Below are 21,505 nucleotides of genomic sequence, written 5' to 3'. Positions count from 1 at the left end.
AGAGAGGAAATGTGATGACATCAACCGAAATCGATCTGAACTGGCTCATCTCCGTCGACGACCATGTGCTGGAGCCGCCGAACGTGTGGCAGGACCGCATCGCGCAGAAGGATCGCGACCGGGCGCCGCGTCTGGTCCGCGAGGGCGACAACGAAGTGTGGGTCTACGAGAACAAGGCCGTGCCGACCAACGGGTTGAGCGCGGTCGCCGGTAAGAGCGCCGAGGAGTTCAGCCCGAAGCCGGTCACCTACTCGGAGATGCGACCGGGATGCTACGACCCGCTGGCGCGCGTCGAGGATATGAACGAGGCGGGAATCCTTGCCTCGCTTGCCTTCCCATCGTTCCCTCGGTTCTGCGGTCAGATCTTCTACGAGGCCGAGGACAAGGAACTGGCCCTGCGGTGTCTGCAGGTCTACAACGACTGGATGATCGAGGAATGGTGCGGCTCGGCCCCCGGCCGGTACATCCCGTTGGCGATCATGCCGCTGTGGGATCCGCAGTTGGCCGTCAAAGAGATCGAGCGGGTCGCGGCGATGGGCGCGCGCGGCGTGGCGTTCTCGGAGAATCCGGAGCCGCTGGGTCTGCCGACGATCAACGACGCCAGCAGGTACTGGGATCCGGTCATGGCGGCGGCCGCGGACAACGAACTCGTCATCTGCATGCATGTCGGCTCGTCATCGACGCTGCCCAATATCGCCACGGACGCGCCGTTCATGGCGAATCTCGCCTGGGGCGCCAGCCGCACCGCGGGAACCATGTTGCAGTGGCTGTTCAGTGACTACTTCGCCAAGTTGCCGACCCTGAAGATCGCCTTGTCCGAGGGCAATATCGGATGGATTCCGTACTTCTTGGAGCGCGCCGAGCAGGTCTACACCAAGCAGCGCTTCTGGGCGGCCCGCGGTGTCGAGTACGAGGGCCACGCCGCCAGTGAGATCCCGATGGACATCGATCTGCGCCAGCGGTTCCGTGACCACGTCTTCGGGTGCTTCATCGAGGATACGGCCGGCATCGCGGCGATCGACCTCATCGGCGAGGACAACATCATGATCGAAACCGATTACCCGCATTCGGATTCCACGTGGCCGAACTGCATCGAGGTGGCGCGCAAGCAGATCGCGCACCTGCCGGAGGCTACTCAGTACAAGATCCTGCGCGGCAACGCCGAGAAGCTGTTCCGCTTCACGCCCGCCGAGCCCCCCACGATCACCAAGGCCTGACATGTCGAATTGGTCGGTCGACGCGGACCGAGAGATCTGCATAGGCAGCGGCATGTGCGCGATGTACGCACCCGGCACATTCACCCAGGACGACGAGGCCAAGGTTGTCCTCCTCGATGCCCCGACCGACCGGGTCGAAGCGGTCCGCATCGCGGTGGAGGCATGTCCGGCAGCGGCATTGGAACTCGTCATAGACAAGCAAGGAGCGTGAGCGGCGTGCTGCTCAACGATAAGAACGCCGTCGTCATGGGCGGCGGATCGGGCGTCGGCGCCGCCACGGCGCTGCGCTTCGCGGAAGAAGGCGCCAGCGTGGTGGTCGCCGATATCCGACTCGACGCGGCCAAGGAGACCGCGAGCCGGATCGAGGCGGCGGGCGGAACTGCGTTCGCCATCGGATGCGACGTATCGCGCGAAGACGAGGTCGAGGCCGCGATCGCGGCCGCGGTCGAACAACTCGGCCGACTGGACATCATCTTCAACAACGTGGGAATCCCGACCCCCCGCTTCGGTGTCAAGCTCGAGGACCATACGGTCGAGGATTTCCAGCGCCTCGTCGCGGTCAACCTCGGCGGTGTGTTCCACGGCTGCAAGCAGGCCGTTCTGCAGTTCAAGCGGCAGGGTACCGGCGGGGTCATCCTGAACACCGGTTCGGTCGCGGGTCTCGTGGCCTGGGGCGGATCGGTGTACGGGGCCACCAAGGGTGCGGTACATCAGCTCACCAAGGCCGTCGCCATCGAGGGCGCCCCGTTCGGCATCCGCGCCAACGCCATCTGCCCGGCCGGTATGCCGTACACGAAATTCATGGCCGCGGGCGGGATGGGCGAGAGCCCGGAAGATGTCGCGCGAGCGGCCGAGCAGACCGCGCAGATGCACCCGCTCGGGCGGGCGATCACCGCCGAGGACTGCGCCGAAGCCGCCGTGTACTTGGTGTCGGACCGTGCTGCCAACGTCACCGGCGTGCTACTGCCGGTCGACGGCGGCTACGTGGCGAGGTGATCGGTGACTACCAAACATCTCCTCGATCGTGATCGAGTTCGGGAACTGTTCGATCTGCGCGCGGCGTACAACGCCAAGATGGGCGGCGGATACGAAGAGGATCCGAATCCTGTCTGGCACGACCTGCGTTCGCGTGCGGCGGTGCATCCCGGCGTCGTGCACGAGCTGACCGGCTATGCCGGGCCCGCGTTCTTCCAGGGCCTGCCCCACCCTGACCGGCCGCACTTCTCGGCCTTCAGCTACGAGGCCTGTTCCAGTGCGTTCCGGGACAACGAGACGTTCGCGTCATCGCTGGTTCCGGTCGATCTGGAGAACGGCAACCTGAGCGCGCTCAACAGCATGCTGTCGATGGGGGGTCAGCAGCACCGGCGATATCGTGCTCTGGTCCAGCCGTCGTTCATGCCCAAGAACGCCGGATGGTGGATCCGGAACTGGATCGAAGAATGCGTCACACTGCTCATCGACAGTTTCGTCGACGAGGGCCGGGCCGAGTTGAACGTGGATTTCTGCGCCGCGATCCCGGTGTTGACGATCGCCAGCAGTTTCGGCGTCTCGGTCGAGAAAGCCCTCGATATCCGCGAGGCGATGAATCGACCGCACGAGATCGTGAGCATTCTGGAGCCGATCGTGGCGGCACGGCGCGAATCGCCGCAGGACGATCTGATCAGCGTGCTGGTCGCGGCGGAAATCGTCAACGAGGACGGTGTCAAGCAACGTCTCTCGGACGCCGAGATCTACTCGTTCTCGGTGTTGCTGCTCACCGCCGGTTCGGGAACGACCTGGAAGCAGATGGGCATCGTATTGACGGCGCTGCTGGAACGACCGGAGGTGTTGGCGGCGGTTCGGGACGACCGCGGGTTGCTCAATCCCGCGATCGAGGAGGCGTTCCGATGGACGCCGACCGATCCGATGTTCTCGCGTTTCGTCAGTCGCGATGTCGAATTCGCCGGTACGCACCTCCCTGAGGGGTCTGTGTTGCACCTGTGTCTCGGTGCGGCGAACCGTGATCCGGCGCGTTGGGAGAACCCCGACGTATTCGATATCGACCGTCCGCTCCAGCCCGCGTTGACGTTCGGAGGGGGAGTGCACACGTGTCTGGGTATGCATGTCGCGCGAGCGGAGATACGTACCGGAATTAACGCCCTGCTGGACCGACTCCCGAATCTCCGCCTCGATCCGGATGCGGACGCACCGCGGTTCATCGGCATGTACGAGCGTGGCGCCACCGAGATTCCCGTGATCTTCGGATAGCGCCGGACAAGGAGAAGGCGGATATGAGCGAACCGAGCTATCAGGCTCCCGATCTGATGTTGGTCGGCGATGCCCATGTGGCGCGATATCGCGAGACCGACGGTCAGGTCGGGTACGAATGGAACGGCGTGACCACGCTGCTGCTGAGCACCGTGGGCCGTAAGACGAATCAGCCCAGGACCTCGGCACTGATCTTCGCCCGCGACGGCGCGGACTTCCTCGTCGTGGCATCGATGGGCGGCGCGCCGCAGCACCCCGCGTGGTATCTGAACCTCCGCGCGAATCCGGAGGCCGAGGTGCAGGTCAAGGATCAGCGCATTCCGGTGATCGGCCGAACGGCGTCGGAAGCCGAGCGGTCGCGATTGTGGGGGATCGTCACCGAGAGTTGGCCGAATTACGACGTGTACCAATCGCGCACCGACCGGGTCATACCGGTCGTCGTGCTCACACCCCGGTGAGACGGGTCGCCCATCGGGGAGTCGCACTTCCCGGTCGGCGACCGCCTCCTCGCCGTAACGCGGATATCTGGAAAGGAAAGCAGTCGTGACCGATCGAGCGGAAACTCCCGCCGTCGGCGGCTTCGCCGGGGCAGATGCGGCGTGGGCCGCCCGCGCTGCCGATCGGTCACCCTCGGTGCAGCGATCGCGCACGCGCAGCGCCCGTCAGGCGAAGATCATCGTCGACGGTGCACGACGGCTCATCCGGGCCAAGGGCGCATCGTTCACGACCCAGGAGTTGGCCGGGGAAGCCGGTGTCGCGCTGAAGACCTTCTATCGCCATTTCGCGGGTAAGGACCAGCTCTTGCTGGCGGTGTTCGAGGACGAGATCGCCAAGCAGGTGGCTTCGTTCGACGCCGCGGGACACGCGATTTCGGATCCGGTCGCGCGCCTGCGGTTCTATATCGACGCCGCGGTGCGTTCCCTGCACCGATCCGCGGATAGCGGCACACTGGGCCCACGGTTCATCACCGCCGAGCACTGGCGTCTGCACGAATTGTTCCCCGACGAGATGATGCTGGCGAATCAGCCCTTCGCCGACCTCATCGAGGGCGCGTTGCGGCAGGCCGTCGCGCAGGGTGCCCTGCGTTCGACCGACCCGGCACGGGATGCCTGGTTCATGATGAAGCTCGTGATGTCGGTGTTCCACCACTTCGCCTTCGTGACGGAACCAGCTCGCGTCGACCACGTCACCGACCAACTGGTCGCCTTCTGCCTGGCCGCGGTCGGCTTTCAGCAACCGACGCCCTCCGACCAATCGACCAAACATCCGGTAGCACCGCGGGCGACCGTTCGCCCCGGGCTACCCGCAACAGGAGTTCCGAAAATGCGAGAGATTCCGCAGGAGCTGATCGAGCACTACACGGCGGAGGGTTGGTGGAATTCCGACACCCTCGGCGACATGCTGGTGCGCGGTCTGCAAGCCAACCCCGACGCCGAATTCCGAGTCCACTCGGCCGTACGGCCGTGGTCGGGCACCTACGGCGACGTCGAGCGTGTGGCGCGCAGACTCGCCGCGGGACTGCGCGCCCGGAGCGTCGGGCCGGGGGATGTCGTGGCTTTCCAGTTGCCGAACTGGATGGAGGCCGCCGCCGTCTTCTGGGCTACGGCCATCCTGGGAGCCACAGTCGTGCCGATCGTGCACATCTACGGCCGCAAGGAGCTCGGATACATCCTCGGCGCTGTCGAGCCGAAGGTGTTCATCGCGGCCGAGAACTTCGGCAATATGGCCGTCCACGAGGACCTGTGCGCACAGATCCCCATCGTCGGCGTGATCGACCGAGATTTCGATGACCTGCTCGCCGACGAACCTCTCACCGACCTCGTCGCCGTCGATCCCGCGCGCCCGGCGGTGATCGCCTTCACCTCCGGAACCACCCGGGATCCCAAGGGGGTCGTCCACAGTCATCGGACATTGGGATTCGAGACCCGGCAGCTAGCCGCGACCTATCCCCATGACATCGGCGCGCAGCTCATCGCCGCCCCGGTCGGGCATTTCATCGGAATGCTCAGCGCGCTGCTGATTCCGGTGCTCGGAGGGCGTTCGATCCACCTGCTCGACGTCTGGAATCCCGAGCGGGTGCTGAAGCTGATCAGCAGCGAGGGGCTGACGGTGGGCGGCGGGGTTCCGTACTACCTGACGAGTCTGATCGAACATCCCGATTTCACCCCCGAGCACCTCGCGCGCTTGAAGTACGGGCCGTTGGGCGGCTCGGCTGTTCCGGCCGCGGTCACCGACCGCCTGACCGGTCTGGGCATCAATGTCTACCGCGCGTACGGAAGTACCGAGCACCCCTCGATCACGGCGTCGCTGTACACGGCTCCCGAGGCGAAGCGTCTCTACACCGACGGTTCGCCGTTGCCCGGCACGGAGATCACGCTGACCGAGGACGGGGAGATCCTCAGTCGTGGACCCGACCTGTTCCTCGGCTATACCGACGCGGAGTTGACGGCCTCGGTCTTCGATGAGCAGGGCTGGTATCACACCGGTGACGTCGGCGAGATCGATGCCGATGGCTACCTGACGATCACCGATCGCAAGTCCGATTTCATCATCCGCGGCGGTGAGAACATCAGCGCCCTGGAAGTCGAGGAGGTGTTGCTCTCGATGCCGAGCGTCGCCGAGGCCGCCGTCGTCGCGGCGCCGGACAGCAGGCTCGGGGAGCACGCGGCGGCCGTGGTCCGCCTCAAGCTCGGTCATGAACTTCCCACGATGGACGATCTGCGCGCGCATTTCGCGGCGGTGGGTATCGCCAAGCAGAAATGGCCCGAGGAACTACACCGGGTCGACGAGTTCCCGCGTACCGCGAGCGGCAAGGTGCAGAAGTTTCGGCTCCGCCAGATGCTCGCGGCGGGCCAGCTCGCGTAGTAGCCGGACGGCGCCGGTCGCTCGGACAACCTGTTCAAACTGAGATTCTCGTTCTACTATCGGAAAGCGCCGGCTTCCACCTCGCTCGTAGTGCGACGCATGAAAGAAGGTCCAATGGCGACCACCTTCGGAGCAGCCGATCGCGGCGGTTGGCAAGGCTTCTACCTGTTCGCGCGGGCGCACCGAGATCGAACGGCACTGGTCATTCCCGACGGGCCGACAATGTCGTTCGGATGCCTACTCGACCGGGTCAACGCGCTGTCGAACGCCCTGCGAACGCTGGGATCGGGGCGCGGAGACGTCGTCGCCGCCGTGGTGCCCAACGGGTTCGAGTACATCGAGTTGTATCTCGCCACCGCCCAGGTGGGAATGTACTTCGTGCCGATCGACCGGCAGCTCGCCGACGCGGAGATCGCCTTCATCGTGCGCGACTGCGACGCGACCGTGCTGATCGCCGATGCCGAACGGGTGTCGGGATGGTCCCCCGAGGACCTTCCCGGCCACCGTTTCGTCTGCGGCGGAGCCGCCACGGGGTGGCAGCCCTACGAAGCGCTGATCACGGGGCAGCCGACTTCGCCGCCGGAGGATCGCAGCGCGGGCAGTCTCATCGACTACACGGCCGGGACCACCGGGCGGCCGAAGGGCGTCAAATGGTGCCTGCCGCGGATGCGGCCGGAAACGGTGATCTCGCGGCATCTCATGCCCGCTTTCGCCTCGTACGGCGCGCAACCGGGCAGGGGAGTGCATCTGGTCTGTTCGCCGCTGCACCATTCCGCGCCCGGCGCGTTCGCGATCGGACTCCTGCACTTCGGTCACACCGTGGTGATCGAGTCGAGTTTCGATGCCCGGACATTTCTGCGTGATGTGGATCGCTACGGCGTGACGAGCAGCCACCTCGTTCCGACGCATTTCCATCGCTTGCTTCGCCTTCCCGACGACGTCTGTTCCGAATACAGCCTTGCGAGCTTGGAATTCGTGATCCACGGCGGCGCACCGTGTCCGATCCTGATCAAGCAGAAGATGCTCGATTGGCTCGGGCCGATCATCTGGGAATACTTCGGATCCAACGAGGGCTGGGTGTCGCGAGTCGGCCCCGAGGAGTGGCTCAGCCGGCCGGGAACCGTGGGACGGGCGCTGCCGCGGACTTCCGTGGTCATCGTCGACGAGTGCGGCGACGAGATGCCGCCGGGCGTTCCTGGCACCATCTACTTCGGCTCGGAAGAACACGATCCCATCTTCGAGTATCACAATGACCCGGACCGGTCCACCGCGGTCCGCCGCGGGAATCTCGTCACCGGCGGCGACTACGGGTACGTCACCGAGGACGGCTACATCTATTTACTCGACCGGCGCGCCGATCTGATCGTCGCAGGCGGGGTGAACATCTATCCCGCCGAGATCGAACAGTATCTGATGCTGCATCCGGCGGTTTCCGACGCGGCGGTGGTCGCCATTCCGGACGCGGATCCGGGGCGCGGAGTACTCGCGGTCATCCAGCCGTCCACGGCGTCCGGTCCGAGCTGGATCCTGGAGCGGGAATTGCAGGAGTATTGCGGCGATGTGCTCGCGGCCGTCAAGCGGCCGGAGCGCTTCGGATTCCTCGTCGATTTCCCCCGAACGGAGACCGGAAAGCTGCAACGCAACAAGATCCGAGAACTCTTCTCGGACGTGCGATTCATGAAGCGGGTGTCCGCCGATGACAGAGCGTATTCCGGTCATGATATGTCCTGGCCCAACGGCGCGTGTTGACTGTTGTCGGAGGCGTGAGTTTGTCCGGTCACCGAATCCGGAAGGATCGATCCGGTGACCGGACGCTCATCGCCGCCGGTCGCTCAGCTGCCAGGCAGCTTGAACAGCGACGGTTGCAGTGTGACCTTGCGGAAGTCCGACAGCGTCCCGTCTTTGGCCGCCGTGGCCACGACGCCGTCGTTGCCGCACATGAACGGCGAGAGCGGGTTCTGCTTGCCGTCGCACTGATAGGTGACGCCGCCGCCCAGCGGGAGCGGGAGCGCGGGAGCGGACTGCACGGCCGCCAGGATGCTGCTCGGTGTCAGTTCGGCGGGTTTGGTGGCGTTCAGCGCCTGGATGAACGCGAGCGTGGGCTGCCAGCCGTATCCGGTCGTCGGCCCGAACTTGCCGCCGTCGCCGTATTCGGCCAGGGCCGCGGTGAAGATCTTGGAGTCGGGCGCCTCGGGGGTGTAGTCGCCGGAGGTCGCTACCTCCATGCCCTCGTATCCGTTGGGGATCGAGCCGCCGGTTCCGACAGTGATGCAGCGGTCCGGAATGGTGATCGCCGCCTTCGGTGCCAGTGTGCGAATCGCCTTGAGGCTGCTCAAGCAGAAGGCGTCACTGCCGAGTACCAGGTACTGGCCGACGTCGTTACCGGTCGCGGTGACCTGGGGCATCATATCGGCGGTGCCGAGAGGGATCGGCACGACCTCGAGCGGGACCCCGGCGTTGCCGTAGACGAGTTTGCCGACCCCTTCGGCCGAACCCTGCGCGACCGGGACCGCGGCCACGATGACCGCGGCCTTCTTCGCTCCGGCTTTCTGGGCCTGGACGGCCGAGATGCCGAAAGCCGACATGCCGTTGTAGAAGCCGTACACCCCCGGGGTCGAGAGAGACTTCTGCGTTGTCCCGCCGTACATGAAGATCGGGATATCGGCGGGCCGCAGGGTGTCGATCGCGGCGTCGAGATTGTTCAACGCCCCGACGACGACGGCCGCTGCCTTGGCCTGCACCATCTGGTTCGCGCAGTCGGTGGTCCCGGATGGCGCGAGCCCTGACGCGCATGCCTTGAATTCGATGCGGTGGCCGTTGATCCCGCCGAGGTAGTCGTTGGCGTATCCGATGGCGGACTGGGCACCGAGCACTTCGTCGGTCGTGTCGCCGAGCTGAGTCTTGCCGTTGTAAATGAAGCCGACGGTGACGGGATCTCCGGTCGCCTTGTTCGGCGTCCCCAGTGCCGACTTGTCGACGACCGCAGGCGCCGACGAGTCCTGCGAACTACTACACGCTGTCATGGCGGCGGTGCACGCCACCGACATCGCGGCGACGGCGATCGCGACGCGACGTTTTCTTGTCGAATACATTTCTTTCTCCTGAACGAGGTTGCTACATCGAAATACGGCGTCGGATCTCAGACGAACTCGTCGCTGCTCAAATAGGCCGCCTCGATCCTTTCTCTGTTCCTGGCGAGTTCGTCGGCCGGCCCACGCAGCCGCACCGATCCGTGGACGAGGACAACGGCCTCGTCGGCGACCTCGAGCGCCAGTTGCACGTGCTGTTCCACCAGGACCACGACCGCGTGGGTCTCATCGGCGATCCGGCGGACGACGGGCAGTAGGTTCTCGACGATGACCGGCGCGAGTCCCATGCTCATCTCGTCGATGAGCAGCGCCCTCGGCTTCTGCACGAGTGCGCGCGCCATCGCCAGCATCTGCTGTTCGCCACCGGACAGAGCGCCCGCGGCGACCTTGAGCCGATTCCTCAGTGCCGGAAAGAGATCCAGCATCTGCTCGAGTTGCGGTCCGTTCTTGCGGCGCGCGATCTGAATGTTCTCGCGAACCGTCAGACGGGTGAACAACGCCCGGTCGTCCGGGACGAGGACGATGCCGCGCTTGTTCGCCTCGGCGGGCCTTCCGTTGTGCAGCGCGGTCCCGCCGAGCGAGATCTCTCCGGCGCAGCGCGGCAGTATTCCGGCGATGGTGTTGAGCAGGGTCGTCTTGCCCGCACCGTTCGGGCCGAGCAGCGCCAGGACTTCGCCCTCGCGCAGCGACAACTCGATGTCACGCGCGACGACCGTGGGCCCGTGGCCGACGGCCAGTCCGCGACAGTCCAGCACCGTGCTCCGCGGCGAGCCCTTGTCGCCGTGACGGGTCTCCATCAGGTCAACCATTGACTTTCGCCTCTCCACCGAGATATGCCTGCGTGACCAGCGAATTCGCTCTGATCTGCGCGGGTGTGCCACTGGCGATGACTTCGCCGAAGTTCAGGACGTGGATGGTGTCGCAGATGGTGAGCACCAGGTCCATGTCGTGGTCGACCAGCAGGATGGTCACACCGCTGTCGACGATCGGGCGCAGTCGTTCGCCGAGCCAGCGGCTCTCCGAGCTGTCGAGCCCGCCTGCGGGTTCGTCCAGTAGCAGGACCGATGGGGAGCCTGCGAGCGCGCGTGCGATCGAGACCAGTTGTCGTTGGCCCTGGGACAGTTCCGCGACCGGGCGCGGGCTGAATTCGGCGATGCCGAGCAGTTCGAGGATCGTCTCTACCGCGCCGCGATCGTGGCCGACGCGGATACCGGAGGTGCGCGCGGCGGTCGCGGTGCGCCCGACCTTGACATTCTCGTAGACGCTCAGGTCGTCGTACAGTTCGATGGCCTGGAAGGTTCGACCCAGACCCGCCCGGATGCGCTTGTGCGGAGGAAGGTTCGCGAGTGAACGCCCTTCGAGTTCGACCTCTCCGCTCGCGTTCGCGAAGCCGCAGATGGCATCCATCACCGTGGTCTTGCCCGCCCCGTTGGGACCGATGAGACCCACGAGCGAGCCTTTGGTGAGGGCGAGGTCGACATTGTTGACCGCCTGCACCCCGCCGTAGTGCACCGAGAGACCCCCGACCCGGAGGGCGACTTCGTCGGTGCTGCCCCCGAGATTGTGTCCGAAGAGTTCGACGGTCCGCTCGGCCGAGGGCGCGTTCTCGCCGCCCGCTTTCGGGCCGACGGGCCGACCGCGGCCGGCGCGGAACCTCGCGAGGGAGGTTTGGGCGGGGCCGACGATGCCTTCGGGGTTGAAGATGACGGTGATAATCAGCAGGATCCCGGAGATCACGGTGAACCAGTTGCCGGTCAGGCCGAGTTCGTCGGTGATGATGAACAGTAGTCCGCTGGCGGCTAGGAATCCGCCGAGGATGCCGCCTGCGATCGAGGTGGCCCCCGCGAGGTAGACGGTGGCGAACAGTCCCAGTGATGCCATCGCGGCGAAGGAGTCCGAGGTGATCGTCTGCTGCTGATAGGCCAGCATCGCGCCGCCGAGTCCGGCGATGAAGGCGCCGATGGCGAAGGCGAGGATCTTGACGCGGATGACGCTGACGCCTGCCGCTGCCGCCGAGCGTTCGTTCGCGCGCACCGCGAGCATTTCCGAGCCGAGGCGGCTGCGGCGCAGCATGGCCACGCCGATGGCGACCACGACCAGCACGAACAGGCACAGGAGGCCGAAGGTCACCCGGGGGTAGGCGATGCCTTGACCGATACCGAGGTCCCATCCGAAGATCTCGGGTTTGGGGATCTGTTCACCGCTGGGGCTGACGAAATCGGTATTACGGAACCAGAGTGCTTCGACGGCGAATGCCATCGCCAGGGTGACCACGGCGACGAACAGGCCGCGGATGCGCAGGGCGGGCAGTCCGATCGCGACGCCCAGTGCGGCGGCGAAGAGGGCCGCGACCAATGGCGCGAAGGGGAAGGGGATGTGCAGCGAGTTGGTGATGGGGCCGATCAGGAAGCCTGCCACGCCCGCGATCGTCAACTGTGCCAGTGAGATCTGGCCTGCGTAGCCGGTGACCACGACGGTGGACAGCGCGATGATCGCCATGATGAGGCTGACGATGAGTCCGGTGCGGAAGCGGTCGTCGAGCACGATGATCGCCACCGCTGCCAGCGCGGTCGCAACAGCCGCCGTGCTGTAGACGTATTGCGGGCGGTGGGCTCGGCCGAGGGTCTGGAGAATGATCTCACCGCGACTGGGCAGCGGTTTGGCCCGCACCAGCAGCACGATCAGGATCAGCGCGAGCGGCACCAGTTCGGGCAGGCCCGCCGAGGGGAGCCAGTCGTGCAGCGTCACGAGGTACTGCGCCTCCGACTGCAGCGCGCCGATCGCCAGACCGGCCACCACCGCGACGATCACGTACTCGAAGCGTGCCACGATGGCGGCGGCGAGGCCGGGCACGATGAACAGCGTGTAAGCGATCGGTTGTAGCGGGACGATGGGCGCGATCAGGATGCCCGCCAGTCCGGCGACAGCGGAGGAGAGCATCCAGTTGTAGGCGGCGATCCGGTCGGGGGAGATGCCGCTGACGTAGGCGCCGCGTTCGGTTTCGGCGGCGGCTCGGGTGGCGAGCCCGAATCGAGTGAAGCGGAACGACAGCGTCAGCAGCACGGCCAGCACGAGGATCGTCAGCGCGAAGTAGACACGGTCGGCCGATATCGACAGCGAACCGGACTGCCAGAGGTCCATGGGGAAGATCGGTTCGACGATCACCGAGACCGTTCCCGCCCTTTCGGCCATCAGCGCGGTCATGGCCAGCGAGATCCCGAGCGCGGCGGTCGCCCGCGCGACCAAGGGCGAGGAGCGCAGGGGCCGGAACACCAGCAGGTAGAGCAGCAGGCCGAGGAGCATGGCCAGCAGCAGCGAGATGATCAGGGCGGGCCACATTCCCATCGGATCACCGACATCGATGCGCCGGGGAAGTCCCGGGATGGGTACCAGCAGGTCGCCTTGGCGCAGGTTCGCGTACATGTACGCGGAGAACAGGGCGATCGCGGCGGACGCGAAGTTCATCACCCCGGAACTTCGGTAGGTGAGCACGAGTGCCAGTGCCAAGGCGCCGAATACGGCTCCGTTTCCCAGGCCCAGCAGCAGGAACGCCGAATGTTGCATGTCCAAGTAACTCCACTTCGAGTTGATTCGGCGAATGCCGCGGGCACGACCAGGGCAGGTGGTCGCGCCGAGTCTCATGCCCCACACGTATGGATGTGTGTTCGGTAACATACTACGGTATCAGATACAGTATCTAGTGCTATATGAAAATTCTTCCCCGAATAGGCTTGAGCAGGTATTTCACCCTGCAAGCGCTGTCGGGTTCGGCGGGATGGGTCCGGCCGGTTCCGGTCGCTACGGGGAACCGGAGTGTCGGATCGCGCGTCTCGCGGTGGCCACCCACGGTGGCAGCGGGCGCAGTCGGCCCGGCTTTATTGAAATAGGTACGGTACCTTATACCGTAACAGGTGGCTAGTGGGCAAGGGTTCGTGGAGGTGGAGAGATGGACGGTCCGGTCGAGCCGTTCGCCGGCGTCGTGGACGGTGTTCCGATGTCGGGACTGATCGCTCGCGCGGCCGACCCGCGCGCGTTGGTGATCGCGCTGCACGGAGCGGCGGCAACACCGCACTACTACGACGCGCCGGGATATCCGGAGCACTCGTTGTTGCGTATCGGCGCGGCACAGGGGTACACCGTTGTCGCGCCGTGGCGGCCCGGATACGGGCCGTCCTTCGACGCGCCGGAGACGGATCTCGTGCCGCGGCGGCAAGTCGAGCTGATGTTCGGTCTCATCGACCGGTTGGCCGCCGAGAACGCGAATCGGTGCCGGGTGTTCGTCGTCGGGCATTCCCTGGGTTGTGTTCTCGCGTTGCGAATGGCCGCGCATTCGCGCGGGCGCGACCTGCTCGGGATCGAGATCGCCGGAACGGGGATCCGCCGTCAGCCCGGTGTCGTCGTCACTTCGGAAAGGGATGGCGCCGAGACGCCTCGACCGATGTCACGTGACCGTGCGCGTGAACTGTTCTGGGAGCCGGCAGAACTGTATCTGGATCATGCGATGCGCTTCACGGAGGTCTCACGCCGCGACATGCTCGACGCCGGGCGATGGCCGATGCTGTTCCCGCGACTGGCCCGCGGTGTGAGCGCGCCCGTGCGTATCACCCTGGCAAGCGGCGAGCGCATGTGGGAAGCGCCTCCCGCTGGTCTCGCCTCGATGGCGGCACTTTTCACGGCGTCGAGCCGTGTGGTGACCTCCGAGGAGTACGGAGCGGCCCACAGCATCAGCGTCGGGGTCACCGCTCGCGAGTACCACGCCGAGATCATGACCTTCGTCGAGGAGTGCGCGCAGCCGACACGATAGTGATGGCGGTCGAGTGACGGGGCCGCTCAGGTCAGCCGTTGATTGCTTTCTTGACAGCCGCGTGATACTGATCGATGAACTTCGGTTCGAAGCTGCGGATGAGACCCGGCGGCAACTCGACGCCTTTCGGCACCTCGACGGTCATGCTGCGATGAAATACCGTGACACCCTCACCCGGTGACAGGAACGAATACGAGATCGTCATGATGCCCTGATGTCCGCCGCTGCCGTCGGTACGGTTGTGCCCGAGCGCGCCGTGGGATTGGAACACCCACCGCCAAGGCCGCTCAGCGGTGACCAGGCGCCACTCGTAGCGTTGTTCCGACTTTCCCGCCTCGTGCCACCTGTCGCCGACCTTCAGCGGCAGTTCGTCTACGCCCTCGATCATTTCGCTGCCGGGATAGACCTTCACCCAGTTGCGCGGGTCGGTGACGAAATCGTAGATTTCCTCGGCGGAATTCTGGAACGCGGTCTCGGAACTCACTTGAACGATACCCATGAAGTCTTTCCTAAGATATTGGTCGGGTCGGTGATCGGCCGTCACCATGGTCGGGCGCACGTCCTGTGCCGGGCCGAGTCTCGTCATCACCTGCCTGATCAGGGCATCAGGACGACCGGCTTGACCGCGGTCCCCGCGATGGCGTCGGCTTCGGCCTTCGCGATATCGGCCAGATCGTAGGTGGTGATCATCCGGTCGAAGGGAAACTTGCCCCGCTGCCACAGATGTCGAAGCTCAGCACCACGTGGTCGCCCGGAACGACCGAGCTGACGCCGACGCCGACCCTTTCGACCACCCCCGCGCCTTCGTGACCGAGCACGGCGGGCAGGAATTGCTCGCCGAGCAGTCCACTGCGACCGATGAGGTCGGTGTGGCAGAAGCCGGTGGCGACGATACGAACAAGCGCTTCGCCCGGCCCGGGTTCATCGAGCCGGATCGGCTCGATCGAGTACGGCGCTTCCGGATCGCGAATGATTGCGGACAGTGAGGTCGTCACCGGGGCTGTTCCTTCGTTCGGGGCAGGGGATTGGGGACGGACTGACTCGGCTCAGCCGATGTGTGCGGGCAACGACTCGATACCATTGATGAAATTGCTGACCAGCTGTACCGGTTGGCCGAATTCGATGTTCGGGACGCGGCGCAGCAATTCACCGATGATGGAACGGAGCTGGACCTTGGCGACGTTGTGCCCGAGGCAGTAGTGCACGCCGCCGCCGCCGAATCCGACGTGGCGGGTCCGGGGCCGAGTGAGATCGAACGCGTTGGGATCGGGGAAGATCGCCTCGTCCCGATTTCCCGAGCAGTAGAACATGACCACCTTGTCACCCGCGGTGATCTGCTGGCCGCCGAGTTCGACGTCCACCGACGCGGTGCGCGAGAACTGGATGACCGGGGTCGCGTACCGGATGAATTCGTCGATCGAGCCCATGGCCGCGTCGTCGAAGTTCTCGAGCAGCCAGTCCCGCTGCTTGGGGTGCTCGCTGAGAGCCAGCATGGTCTTGGTCGTGGTCTGCTTGGTGGTGTCGTTACCCGCGACACTCATCAGCAGCATGAAGGCGCCGATGTGGTCGTCGCTGAGGCCTTCGCCGTCGATGCGGGCCTCGACGAGATTGGTCATCAGGTCGTCCCCGGGGGTCTTGCGCCGGAAGGATGCCAGATCCTTGGCGATGGCATAGAGGAACAGGGCTTCTTCCATGAGCTTCTGGTACCGCTCCTGCCCCTGCAAGGCGGCGACTTCACCGCCGCCGACGAGGTTTTCCGCCGCCCGGGCTACCCGCAGTCGTTCGGACCGGGGAACGCCGACGATATCGGAGACCGTCTCCATCGGCAGCCGAGACGAGCACGCCTCCACGAAATCCACGTCGCCCGCGCCGATCAGGTCATCGACGATCGACTCGGCGTTGGCGACGATCCTCGACTCGATGCCTTTGACCTGTTTGGGCGTGAACGCGGCGTTCACGAGCCCGCGGTAGTGGGTGTGTTCGGGCGGGTCCATGGCGAGGAAGAAGCTGCCCGCCGCGGCGCTGGCGTTGCTCGGATCGAGGGTGGTTCCGTGCTTGGATTCGAAGACTTCGCTGTTCGTGCTGACCGTGGTGATGTCGGCCGCACGCGTCACGGCCCAGAAGCCCTTCTCCTCGTGCGGGCTGTGGTAGTCGACCGGCACATGCCAGCTGACCGACGCTTCCGCGCGGAGCCTGGCGAAGGACTTCTCGCGTTCGTCGAACGTCTGGGCCCAGAACCCGGATGACGATATGTCGATATCGGTGGTGAGCGGGTGACTTGTCTGGAACAGGGCCATGATCGTCCTTCTGTGGGTCGAACGGTACTGCGAAATACGGAGGGCTCGGCCTGGCCCCGCGGGGGCGATCGGCGCCCGCACTGCGCCGAGTCGGGCACTGCCGTACGACACGGCATGAATACGCGCCCGATGCGGAGACACGCGGCCGAGCGCGGTCACCGGTGGGTGACTCGCCTCACAGAGGCTAACAAGACTTAGGTTCTTATTTCAATAGCTGATCTCCGCGAGCTCGGCCCGGTCTGCGCGGACGTGAGTGCGGTGGCGCGGATCGCCCCCGCGGGGCTGGCTCGCGCCGGGGCGCGCGCCCACGCGATCGTCGCGGCGTTCGAGAACAGCCCGCAGTTCTTCCGGCTGTCGGTAGCGCTGTTCTCCAGCGCGGATCCCGAAGTGAAAGCCGAACTCTCGGGTGTCGCGGCGCGCACGAGCGGCTATTTCCGCGACGATTTCGCCGAACTGAGCGTCGTTTCCCCGGCCGACGCCGCTGTCATCACGCAAGCGATCGTGCACTCCGCTGTGATGTCGGCCATCTATCACGAGTCGACCTTCGTCGACGCGTCGCCGCCGCGGCCGACGTAGCGCTCGGCACGCTCTACCGCTACTTCCCCTCCAAGGAGTCACTGTGCGCGGCGGTATTGCGCGACTGGTTCGCGGCCAGCGACTTCGTGGCGCCGATGAGCGACCTCGCGCCCCGAACGCGCGCGGGCACTCGTGTCCGCATCGCCCTGGACGCGTTCGAAGCCGATCCGCAATTCTTCCGGGTGAACGTCTTGCTGTACGCGGTCGACGACCCGCAGGTCCACGCCGTCCTCGCCGAGATGTTGATGTCGGCGAAGCAGGCGCTGGTCGGCGATTTCGACGCCGCGGGAGTCGCCGATCCGCCAGCGGCCGCGACGATCACCTGGTCGCTGCTCAGCACACTCGGCGCGGGAGTCGTCTCCTACGGTCGCGGTTTCGCCCAGGCGCGAGGAGTGGCGGACGCCTTCGTCGCGCTGATCGTGGCCGGGATGGCCCAGCAGTGCGAAAACTAGAATCTCATTATTGACAGGTTCGCTGCGCGGCCCTTAGCGTCGGTACGGACCGCCGATTCCGTCGTGCGCGTGCTGCCGTGAGTGTCATCGACGCGCAACTCATCGGTGCACCACGACTCACATCCCAGAGAGGCGTCTGTCATGGGAGACGCGTACTACGAGTTGATCGAAACCGGCGACCTCGGTGAGCTGTTCGCCTCCGGTGATCTCACCCGCGGTACGTGGGGAGATATGCAGCACGGCGGGCCACCGTGCGCACTTCTCGTCCGCGTGCTCGACAACTGCGCACCGCGCGCGGGCACACGCGGCTGAGCCGGGTCGTGGTCGAGTTGCTCGGTCCGGTTCCGGTGGCTCCGGTGTGGGTCTCGGCCCGGGTGGAACGAAAAGGGACGAAGATCGAACTCGTCTCGGCGGTCATGACTTCGGCCGATGCGGCGGCCGGTTCGCGTCCGGTCGCCAGGGCGTGGGCCTGGCGGATGGAGCAGACCGATACGGCCGAGATCCAGCGTTCGTTCGCGCCCCCGCTTCCCGCGCTCGGTGACGACATGCCTCGGGCGCGGTTCGAGCGCTTCCCCTCCGGGTATGTATCCACGCTGGACCGGCGTTGGTTGACCGTGCCGGGGGGGAGGAGACGGCGCGGGGGAGCCGTGGATCCGCTCGGCCGTCGACCTCGTACAGGGCGAGACGATGTCGCCGCTCGAACGGCTGTTCGCGGTCGCGGACAACGCCAACGGTGTCGGAACGAAGGCCTCCGTTCGACAGTGGACCTTCCTCAACACCGACATCACCGTTCACCTCTACCGGGCGCCGGAAGGGGAATGGACCGGGGTCAGGGCCGATGCCGCCTACGGCCCGGACGGTGTCGGCGCCACGATCGGCACGCTGTTCGATCACCGCGGCCCGGTCGCAGGCATCCAGCAGGCGGTGCTCCTGCGTCGCCGGCTCTCGAAGACATAACCCGGCTCCTGATTTCGACGTCGGTGTAAAATATGGCTTCGGGTCCGGCTCCGACGTCTCGGTCGGGACTCGTTCTCGGCGGCACGAGCGGCGGTGGGGGACGTCCGACCTGTTTCCCCCCTGAGCGGAGGTTGTCCGATGGATTACGGCGACATCCTTTTCGACGCCGCGCACGCGCATCCCGAGTCTGTTGCGATGTGGTACCTCGACGAGGTGTGGAGCTACTCCCGGCTCGCCTCTGCGGCCGATCACCTCGGTGCGCAGCTGTATCGGTGCGGTGTCCGCCCGGGAACTCGGGTGGCGCTGTGTGTCGGCAACGAGCCCGCGTGGGTCATCTCGTTCTTCGCGCTCGCGCGATTGCGCGTGTCCGTGGTGATGGTCTCCACCGCGTGGCGCGGCCACGAGCTCCGACACTGCCTCGAAACGACCCGGCCGAGCGCTGTGATCGCGACCGCGGACAGTCTGGCCCGACTCGACGAATCGCGGTGGCCGGACCTGTGCGTCGTGGTGGGCGACAGCACGGCGAACGGGCGCTGGACAACCTTCGACAGTCTGTTGGCGGCCGCTCCGGCACCCGAGGTGCCATGGAGTCGGTCCGCCCGGGCGGACGACGAACTCGCCCTCCCGTTCAGTTCCGGCACCACGGGCCTGCCGAAAGCGGTCCTGCACACCCACGGGTCGCTCACCGTGGCCACGCGGCAATGGCGCTCCGCGCTGGATGTCGGCCCGGCCGATCGTCTGCAAGCGGTCACGCCCTTGTCCCACATCCTCGGGATCGTCAATGTCGGAGCCACCTTTCTCGGGGGCGCCGCCATCCGGCTGTTCCCCCGATTCGGTGTGGCGGAGATGGTGGACGGCATCGAGCGTGATCGCACGACCATCGGAATCACCGTGGCGCCGATCGCGTCCGCGCTGACGGCAATGCCCGCGCTGGAGTCGCGCGATCTGAGCAGTCTGCGCTATCTCAACTGGTCCGCCACGCCGATCAATGCCGATATCGCCCGTGAGTTCACCCATCGCACCGGCGTCGCCTGGCAGCCCGCCTACGGTTCGACCGAAGTGCCGATCCTGGCGGTGAGTCCGGTCGACCGGCTCGATCAGAGCCGTCTGTACTCGGTGGGCCGCGCGGCCGATGCTGTCGAGGTGGAGGCCATGGACCCCGACTCGACCACGGTGTTGCCACGCGGCTCCACCGGCGAACTCGTGGCGCGCAGTCCGGCGCGAATGGCAGGCTATCTTCCGGAGTCGACGCCATCCCCGTTCACGGCGGACGGCTGGTACCGGACCGGGGATCTCGGCTCGGTGGACGCCGACGGATGGATCGTCATCAGCGGCAGGCTGAAGGAACTGATCAAGGTCTCCGGCTATCAGGTATCTCCGGTCGAGATCGAGACGGTGCTGAGTCGTTCGCCGGATGTGGCAGATTGCGCGGTCGTCGGCATTCCCGACGAGAGGCGTGGGGAGATTCCGTGCGCGGTCGTCGTGCGTGCGGCGGGCTCCTCGGCCGACGAGCGGTCGCTCATCGAATGGCTCGCACCCGAACTAGCCCGGTACAAGCGCCTCGGACACGTGGTGTTCGTCGACGAGATCCCGCGCTCGGCCTCGGGCAAGATCTTGCGTCGCCGCCTGACCGAGACCGTCTCGGGTCGATCCTCGTGAAGGCGGTTCCCGGCCTGTTGCGCCGGGCGAACTCTCGAACCATTTCTTCAGTATTGACGTCGACTAATGTTTTTTGAGATGCTGACGGACGGTGCGAGGAGGTACCCATGTCCGCAGGTGATGTCCTGCTCATCGAAGTCGATGACGACGGCATTGCGCTCGTCACGCTGAATCGGCCCGACGCGTTGAACGCGGCCGACGAGGAACTGCACGGTGTGATATCGGCGGTGTGGAGCGAACTGGCCGCACGGTCCGACGTGCGCGCCGTGGTGCTGACCGGAGCCGGTAAGGCCTTCTCCGCGGGCGGTGACCTGCCGCTGTTGGAGCGTATGACGCGGGATGTGGATCTGCGGGCCAGGATCATGACCGAAGCCGCGTCGCTCGTGCGTGGCATGGCCGGCCTCCCGGTGCCGATCGTCGCCGCGGTCAACGGCCCGGCGGTCGGGCTCGGGTGCAGCCTCGCGTCGCTGTCCGATCTGGTCGTGATGGAGCGGGCGGCGTATTTCGCCGACCCGCACGTATCGCTGGGGCTGGTCGCGGGCGACGGCGGAGCGCTGACCTGGCCGCTGAACATGGGTTTGCAGCGCGCCAAGGAATGGCTGCTGCTCGGTGGGCGGATCTCGGCGGAACAAGCGCACGCCTATGGTCTCGCCAACCGGATCGTCGAACCGGGCGAGGCGGTGAGCGAGGGCAAGAAGCTCGCGAAGCGGCTGGTCGAGCTCCCGCCGCAGGCTCTCGCGGAGACCCGGCGAGTGCTCAATCAGCCACTGTCCCAGCGGATCGAGTCGGCCCTGGACGACATCCTCGCCGCCGAGACGAAGTCGTTCGACGAGCCTGCCTTCCGCGCGAACCTCGCGAGCATGATCAGCCGCAGCCGTGGGTGAGATCACGCCGCTGACCCTCGCGGACCGCGTCGCCATCGACGATCTGCTGTCCGAGTACGCGCTGCGGCTGGACGTGGACGATATCGACGGCGCCGCGGCGCTGTTCCTCGAAGACGGCGAATTCGACACCTACGGCCATGTCTTTGCGGGCCGTCAGCGGATCCGGCGAATGTTCGCCGGAGCGCCGAAGGGGATTCATCTCGCCGGACGTTCGACGGTCACCGCTCGCGCGGACGGCGCCGACGTGCGGATGCAACTGGTGTTCTTCCCCGCCGACCGGTCGCCGCACCGGCTGGCGATCTACGACGTCCACGTCGTCGGAACCGCGGGCACGGCGTGGGCGATCCGGCGAATGCGATGCCGATTCCTGAACGACGCGGGCGAACTGGCCGCCGAACCGTGATCGGCCCCGAGCGCGGACCCGATCGTAGGCAGGCCGTGACGGAATCCTCCGTCGA

19 protein-coding genes and 2 pseudogenes are annotated in these 21,505 nt (G+C 65.9%); 15 read left to right on the top strand and 6 right to left on the bottom strand.

Annotated elements, in window-relative coordinates; all coding sequences use genetic code 11:
• Nucleotides 1-14 precede the first annotated feature (14 nt).
• The 8 genes and pseudogenes from OG225_RS17755 to OG225_RS17720 all read left to right on the top strand — a co-directional run bounded on the left by OG225_RS17755 (nucleotide 15) and on the right by OG225_RS17720 (nucleotide 8,078).
• Complete coding sequence (locus tag OG225_RS17755) at nucleotides 15-1,217, top strand: amidohydrolase family protein (RefSeq protein WP_405182676.1); 1,203 nt, start codon at nucleotides 15-17, stop codon at nucleotides 1,215-1,217.
• A gap of 1 nt (nucleotide 1,218) precedes the next feature.
• On the top strand, nucleotides 1,219-1,428 hold the full coding sequence (locus OG225_RS17750) for a ferredoxin (protein ID WP_405182675.1): 210 nt from the start codon (nucleotides 1,219-1,221) through the stop codon (nucleotides 1,426-1,428).
• A complete protein-coding gene (locus tag OG225_RS17745; protein WP_405182674.1) occupies nucleotides 1,425-2,213 on the top strand; it encodes an SDR family NAD(P)-dependent oxidoreductase in 789 nt (262 codons plus the stop codon). Before OG225_RS17750 ends, OG225_RS17745 begins: the two co-directional genes overlap by 4 nt.
• A gap of 3 nt (nucleotides 2,214-2,216) precedes the next feature.
• Nucleotides 2,217-3,464, top strand: a complete 1,248-nt coding sequence (locus OG225_RS17740) for a cytochrome P450 (protein ID WP_405182673.1) — start codon at nucleotides 2,217-2,219, stop codon at nucleotides 3,462-3,464.
• A gap of 56 nt (nucleotides 3,465-3,520) precedes the next feature.
• Nucleotides 3,521-3,922, top strand: a complete 402-nt coding sequence (locus tag OG225_RS17735) for a nitroreductase family deazaflavin-dependent oxidoreductase (RefSeq protein WP_405183290.1) — start codon at nucleotides 3,521-3,523, stop codon at nucleotides 3,920-3,922.
• An 85-nt stretch (nucleotides 3,923-4,007) separates the two neighbouring features.
• Nucleotides 4,008-4,265 (top strand): annotated as a pseudogene (locus tag OG225_RS17730) (helix-turn-helix domain-containing protein); the annotation flags it as partial.
• A 522-nt stretch (nucleotides 4,266-4,787) separates the two neighbouring features.
• Nucleotides 4,788-6,329, top strand: a complete 1,542-nt coding sequence (locus tag OG225_RS17725; RefSeq protein ID WP_405183289.1) for an AMP-binding protein — start codon at nucleotides 4,788-4,790, stop codon at nucleotides 6,327-6,329.
• Nucleotides 6,330-6,443: 114 nt separating this feature from the next.
• Nucleotides 6,444-8,078, top strand: coding sequence for an AMP-binding protein (locus tag OG225_RS17720; RefSeq protein WP_405182672.1), 1,635 nt, complete (start codon nucleotides 6,444-6,446; stop codon nucleotides 8,076-8,078).
• Between the two features lie 83 nt (nucleotides 8,079-8,161).
• Here OG225_RS17720 and OG225_RS17715 read toward each other — a convergent pair whose 3' ends face one another.
• Genes OG225_RS17715 through OG225_RS17705 form a run of 3 tightly spaced genes read right to left on the bottom strand, consistent with a single transcriptional unit; the run spans nucleotide 8,162 to nucleotide 12,982 of the window.
• Nucleotides 8,162-9,421, bottom strand: a complete 1,260-nt coding sequence (locus tag OG225_RS17715) for an ABC transporter substrate-binding protein (RefSeq protein ID WP_405182671.1) — start codon at nucleotides 9,419-9,421, stop codon at nucleotides 8,162-8,164.
• Between the two features lie 47 nt (nucleotides 9,422-9,468).
• Nucleotides 9,469-10,227, bottom strand: coding sequence for an ABC transporter ATP-binding protein (locus OG225_RS17710; protein WP_405182670.1), 759 nt, complete (start codon nucleotides 10,225-10,227; stop codon nucleotides 9,469-9,471).
• Nucleotides 10,220-12,982: an ABC transporter permease subunit gene (locus OG225_RS17705; RefSeq protein ID WP_405182669.1), complete on the bottom strand. Its 2,763-nt coding sequence runs from the start codon at nucleotides 12,980-12,982 to the stop codon at nucleotides 10,220-10,222. Before OG225_RS17705 ends, OG225_RS17710 begins: the two co-directional genes overlap by 8 nt.
• A gap of 382 nt (nucleotides 12,983-13,364) precedes the next feature.
• On the opposite strand from OG225_RS17705, the gene OG225_RS17700 reads away from it, so the two are divergent.
• Nucleotides 13,365-14,222: an alpha/beta fold hydrolase gene (locus OG225_RS17700; RefSeq protein ID WP_405182668.1), complete on the top strand. Its 858-nt coding sequence runs from the start codon at nucleotides 13,365-13,367 to the stop codon at nucleotides 14,220-14,222.
• Nucleotides 14,223-14,253: 31 nt separating this feature from the next.
• Here OG225_RS17700 and OG225_RS17695 read toward each other — a convergent pair whose 3' ends face one another.
• The 3 genes from OG225_RS17695 to OG225_RS17685 all read right to left on the bottom strand — a co-directional run bounded on the left by OG225_RS17695 (nucleotide 14,254) and on the right by OG225_RS17685 (nucleotide 16,519).
• On the bottom strand, nucleotides 14,254-14,721 hold the full coding sequence (locus OG225_RS17695; RefSeq protein ID WP_405183288.1) for an SRPBCC family protein: 468 nt from the start codon (nucleotides 14,719-14,721) through the stop codon (nucleotides 14,254-14,256).
• Nucleotides 14,722-14,908: 187 nt separating this feature from the next.
• Entirely contained in the window at nucleotides 14,909-15,217 is a 309-nt protein-coding gene (locus tag OG225_RS17690) for an alcohol dehydrogenase catalytic domain-containing protein (RefSeq protein ID WP_405182667.1), read from the bottom strand.
• Between the two features lie 51 nt (nucleotides 15,218-15,268).
• Entirely contained in the window at nucleotides 15,269-16,519 is a 1,251-nt protein-coding gene (locus tag OG225_RS17685; protein WP_405182666.1) for a cytochrome P450, read from the bottom strand.
• Nucleotides 16,520-16,777: 258 nt separating this feature from the next.
• On the opposite strand from OG225_RS17685, the gene OG225_RS17680 reads away from it, so the two are divergent.
• The 6 genes and pseudogenes from OG225_RS17680 to OG225_RS17655 all read left to right on the top strand — a co-directional run bounded on the left by OG225_RS17680 (nucleotide 16,778) and on the right by OG225_RS17655 (nucleotide 21,450).
• Nucleotides 16,778-17,095 (top strand): hypothetical protein, encoded by a 318-nt coding sequence (locus tag OG225_RS17680; RefSeq protein WP_405182665.1) that lies wholly within the window; start codon nucleotides 16,778-16,780, stop codon nucleotides 17,093-17,095.
• Between the two features lie 95 nt (nucleotides 17,096-17,190).
• Nucleotides 17,191-17,547, top strand: a complete 357-nt coding sequence (locus OG225_RS17675; protein WP_405182664.1) for a hypothetical protein — start codon at nucleotides 17,191-17,193, stop codon at nucleotides 17,545-17,547.
• A 141-nt stretch (nucleotides 17,548-17,688) separates the two neighbouring features.
• Nucleotides 17,689-18,504 (top strand): annotated as a pseudogene (locus tag OG225_RS17670) (thioesterase family protein).
• 138 nt (nucleotides 18,505-18,642) lie between these two features.
• The gene (locus tag OG225_RS17665) at nucleotides 18,643-20,163 is read left to right on the top strand and encodes a class I adenylate-forming enzyme family protein (RefSeq protein WP_405182663.1); all 1,521 of its coding nucleotides are present in this window, start codon (nucleotides 18,643-18,645) and stop codon (nucleotides 20,161-20,163) included.
• A gap of 107 nt (nucleotides 20,164-20,270) precedes the next feature.
• Nucleotides 20,271-21,047 (top strand): enoyl-CoA hydratase/isomerase family protein, encoded by a 777-nt coding sequence (locus OG225_RS17660; protein WP_405182662.1) that lies wholly within the window; start codon nucleotides 20,271-20,273, stop codon nucleotides 21,045-21,047.
• A complete protein-coding gene (locus OG225_RS17655; protein ID WP_405182661.1) occupies nucleotides 21,040-21,450 on the top strand; it encodes a nuclear transport factor 2 family protein in 411 nt (136 codons plus the stop codon). Before OG225_RS17660 ends, OG225_RS17655 begins: the two co-directional genes overlap by 8 nt.
• Nucleotides 21,451-21,505 lie beyond the last annotated feature (55 nt).

Origin of the sequence: Nocardia sp. NBC_01377, from assembly GCF_045040005.1 — a bacterium.
Taxonomy (GTDB): domain Bacteria; phylum Actinomycetota; class Actinomycetes; order Mycobacteriales; family Mycobacteriaceae; genus Nocardia; species Nocardia noduli.
This window is presented reverse-complemented; position numbering and strand designations above follow the sequence as displayed.

Excerpts from the sequence above, each read along its gene's own strand:
- OG225_RS17755 (WP_405182676.1), top strand. The coding sequence starts at position 15 with ATGACATCAACCGAAATCGATCTGAACTGGCTCATCTCCGTCGACGAC.
- OG225_RS17750 (WP_405182675.1), top strand. The coding sequence starts at position 1,219 with ATGTCGAATTGGTCGGTCGACGCGGACCGAGAGATCTGCATAGGCAGC.
- OG225_RS17735 (WP_405183290.1), top strand. The coding sequence starts at position 3,521 with ATGTTGGTCGGCGATGCCCATGTGGCGCGATATCGCGAGACCGACGGT.
- OG225_RS17725 (WP_405183289.1), top strand. The coding sequence starts at position 4,788 with ATGCGAGAGATTCCGCAGGAGCTGATCGAGCACTACACGGCGGAGGGT.
- OG225_RS17720 (WP_405182672.1), top strand. The coding sequence starts at position 6,444 with ATGGCGACCACCTTCGGAGCAGCCGATCGCGGCGGTTGGCAAGGCTTC.
- OG225_RS17715 (WP_405182671.1), bottom strand. The coding sequence starts at position 9,421 with ATGTATTCGACAAGAAAACGTCGCGTCGCGATCGCCGTCGCCGCGATG.
- OG225_RS17710 (WP_405182670.1), bottom strand. The coding sequence starts at position 10,227 with ATGGTTGACCTGATGGAGACCCGTCACGGCGACAAGGGCTCGCCGCGG.
- OG225_RS17705 (WP_405182669.1), bottom strand. The coding sequence starts at position 12,982 with ATGCAACATTCGGCGTTCCTGCTGCTGGGCCTGGGAAACGGAGCCGTA.
- OG225_RS17700 (WP_405182668.1), top strand. The coding sequence starts at position 13,365 with ATGGACGGTCCGGTCGAGCCGTTCGCCGGCGTCGTGGACGGTGTTCCG.
- OG225_RS17695 (WP_405183288.1), bottom strand. The coding sequence starts at position 14,721 with ATGGGTATCGTTCAAGTGAGTTCCGAGACCGCGTTCCAGAATTCCGCC.
- OG225_RS17685 (WP_405182666.1), bottom strand. The coding sequence starts at position 16,519 with ATGGCCCTGTTCCAGACAAGTCACCCGCTCACCACCGATATCGACATA.
- OG225_RS17675 (WP_405182664.1), top strand. The coding sequence starts at position 17,191 with ATGAGCGACCTCGCGCCCCGAACGCGCGCGGGCACTCGTGTCCGCATC.
- OG225_RS17665 (WP_405182663.1), top strand. The coding sequence starts at position 18,643 with ATGGATTACGGCGACATCCTTTTCGACGCCGCGCACGCGCATCCCGAG.
- OG225_RS17660 (WP_405182662.1), top strand. The coding sequence starts at position 20,271 with ATGTCCGCAGGTGATGTCCTGCTCATCGAAGTCGATGACGACGGCATT.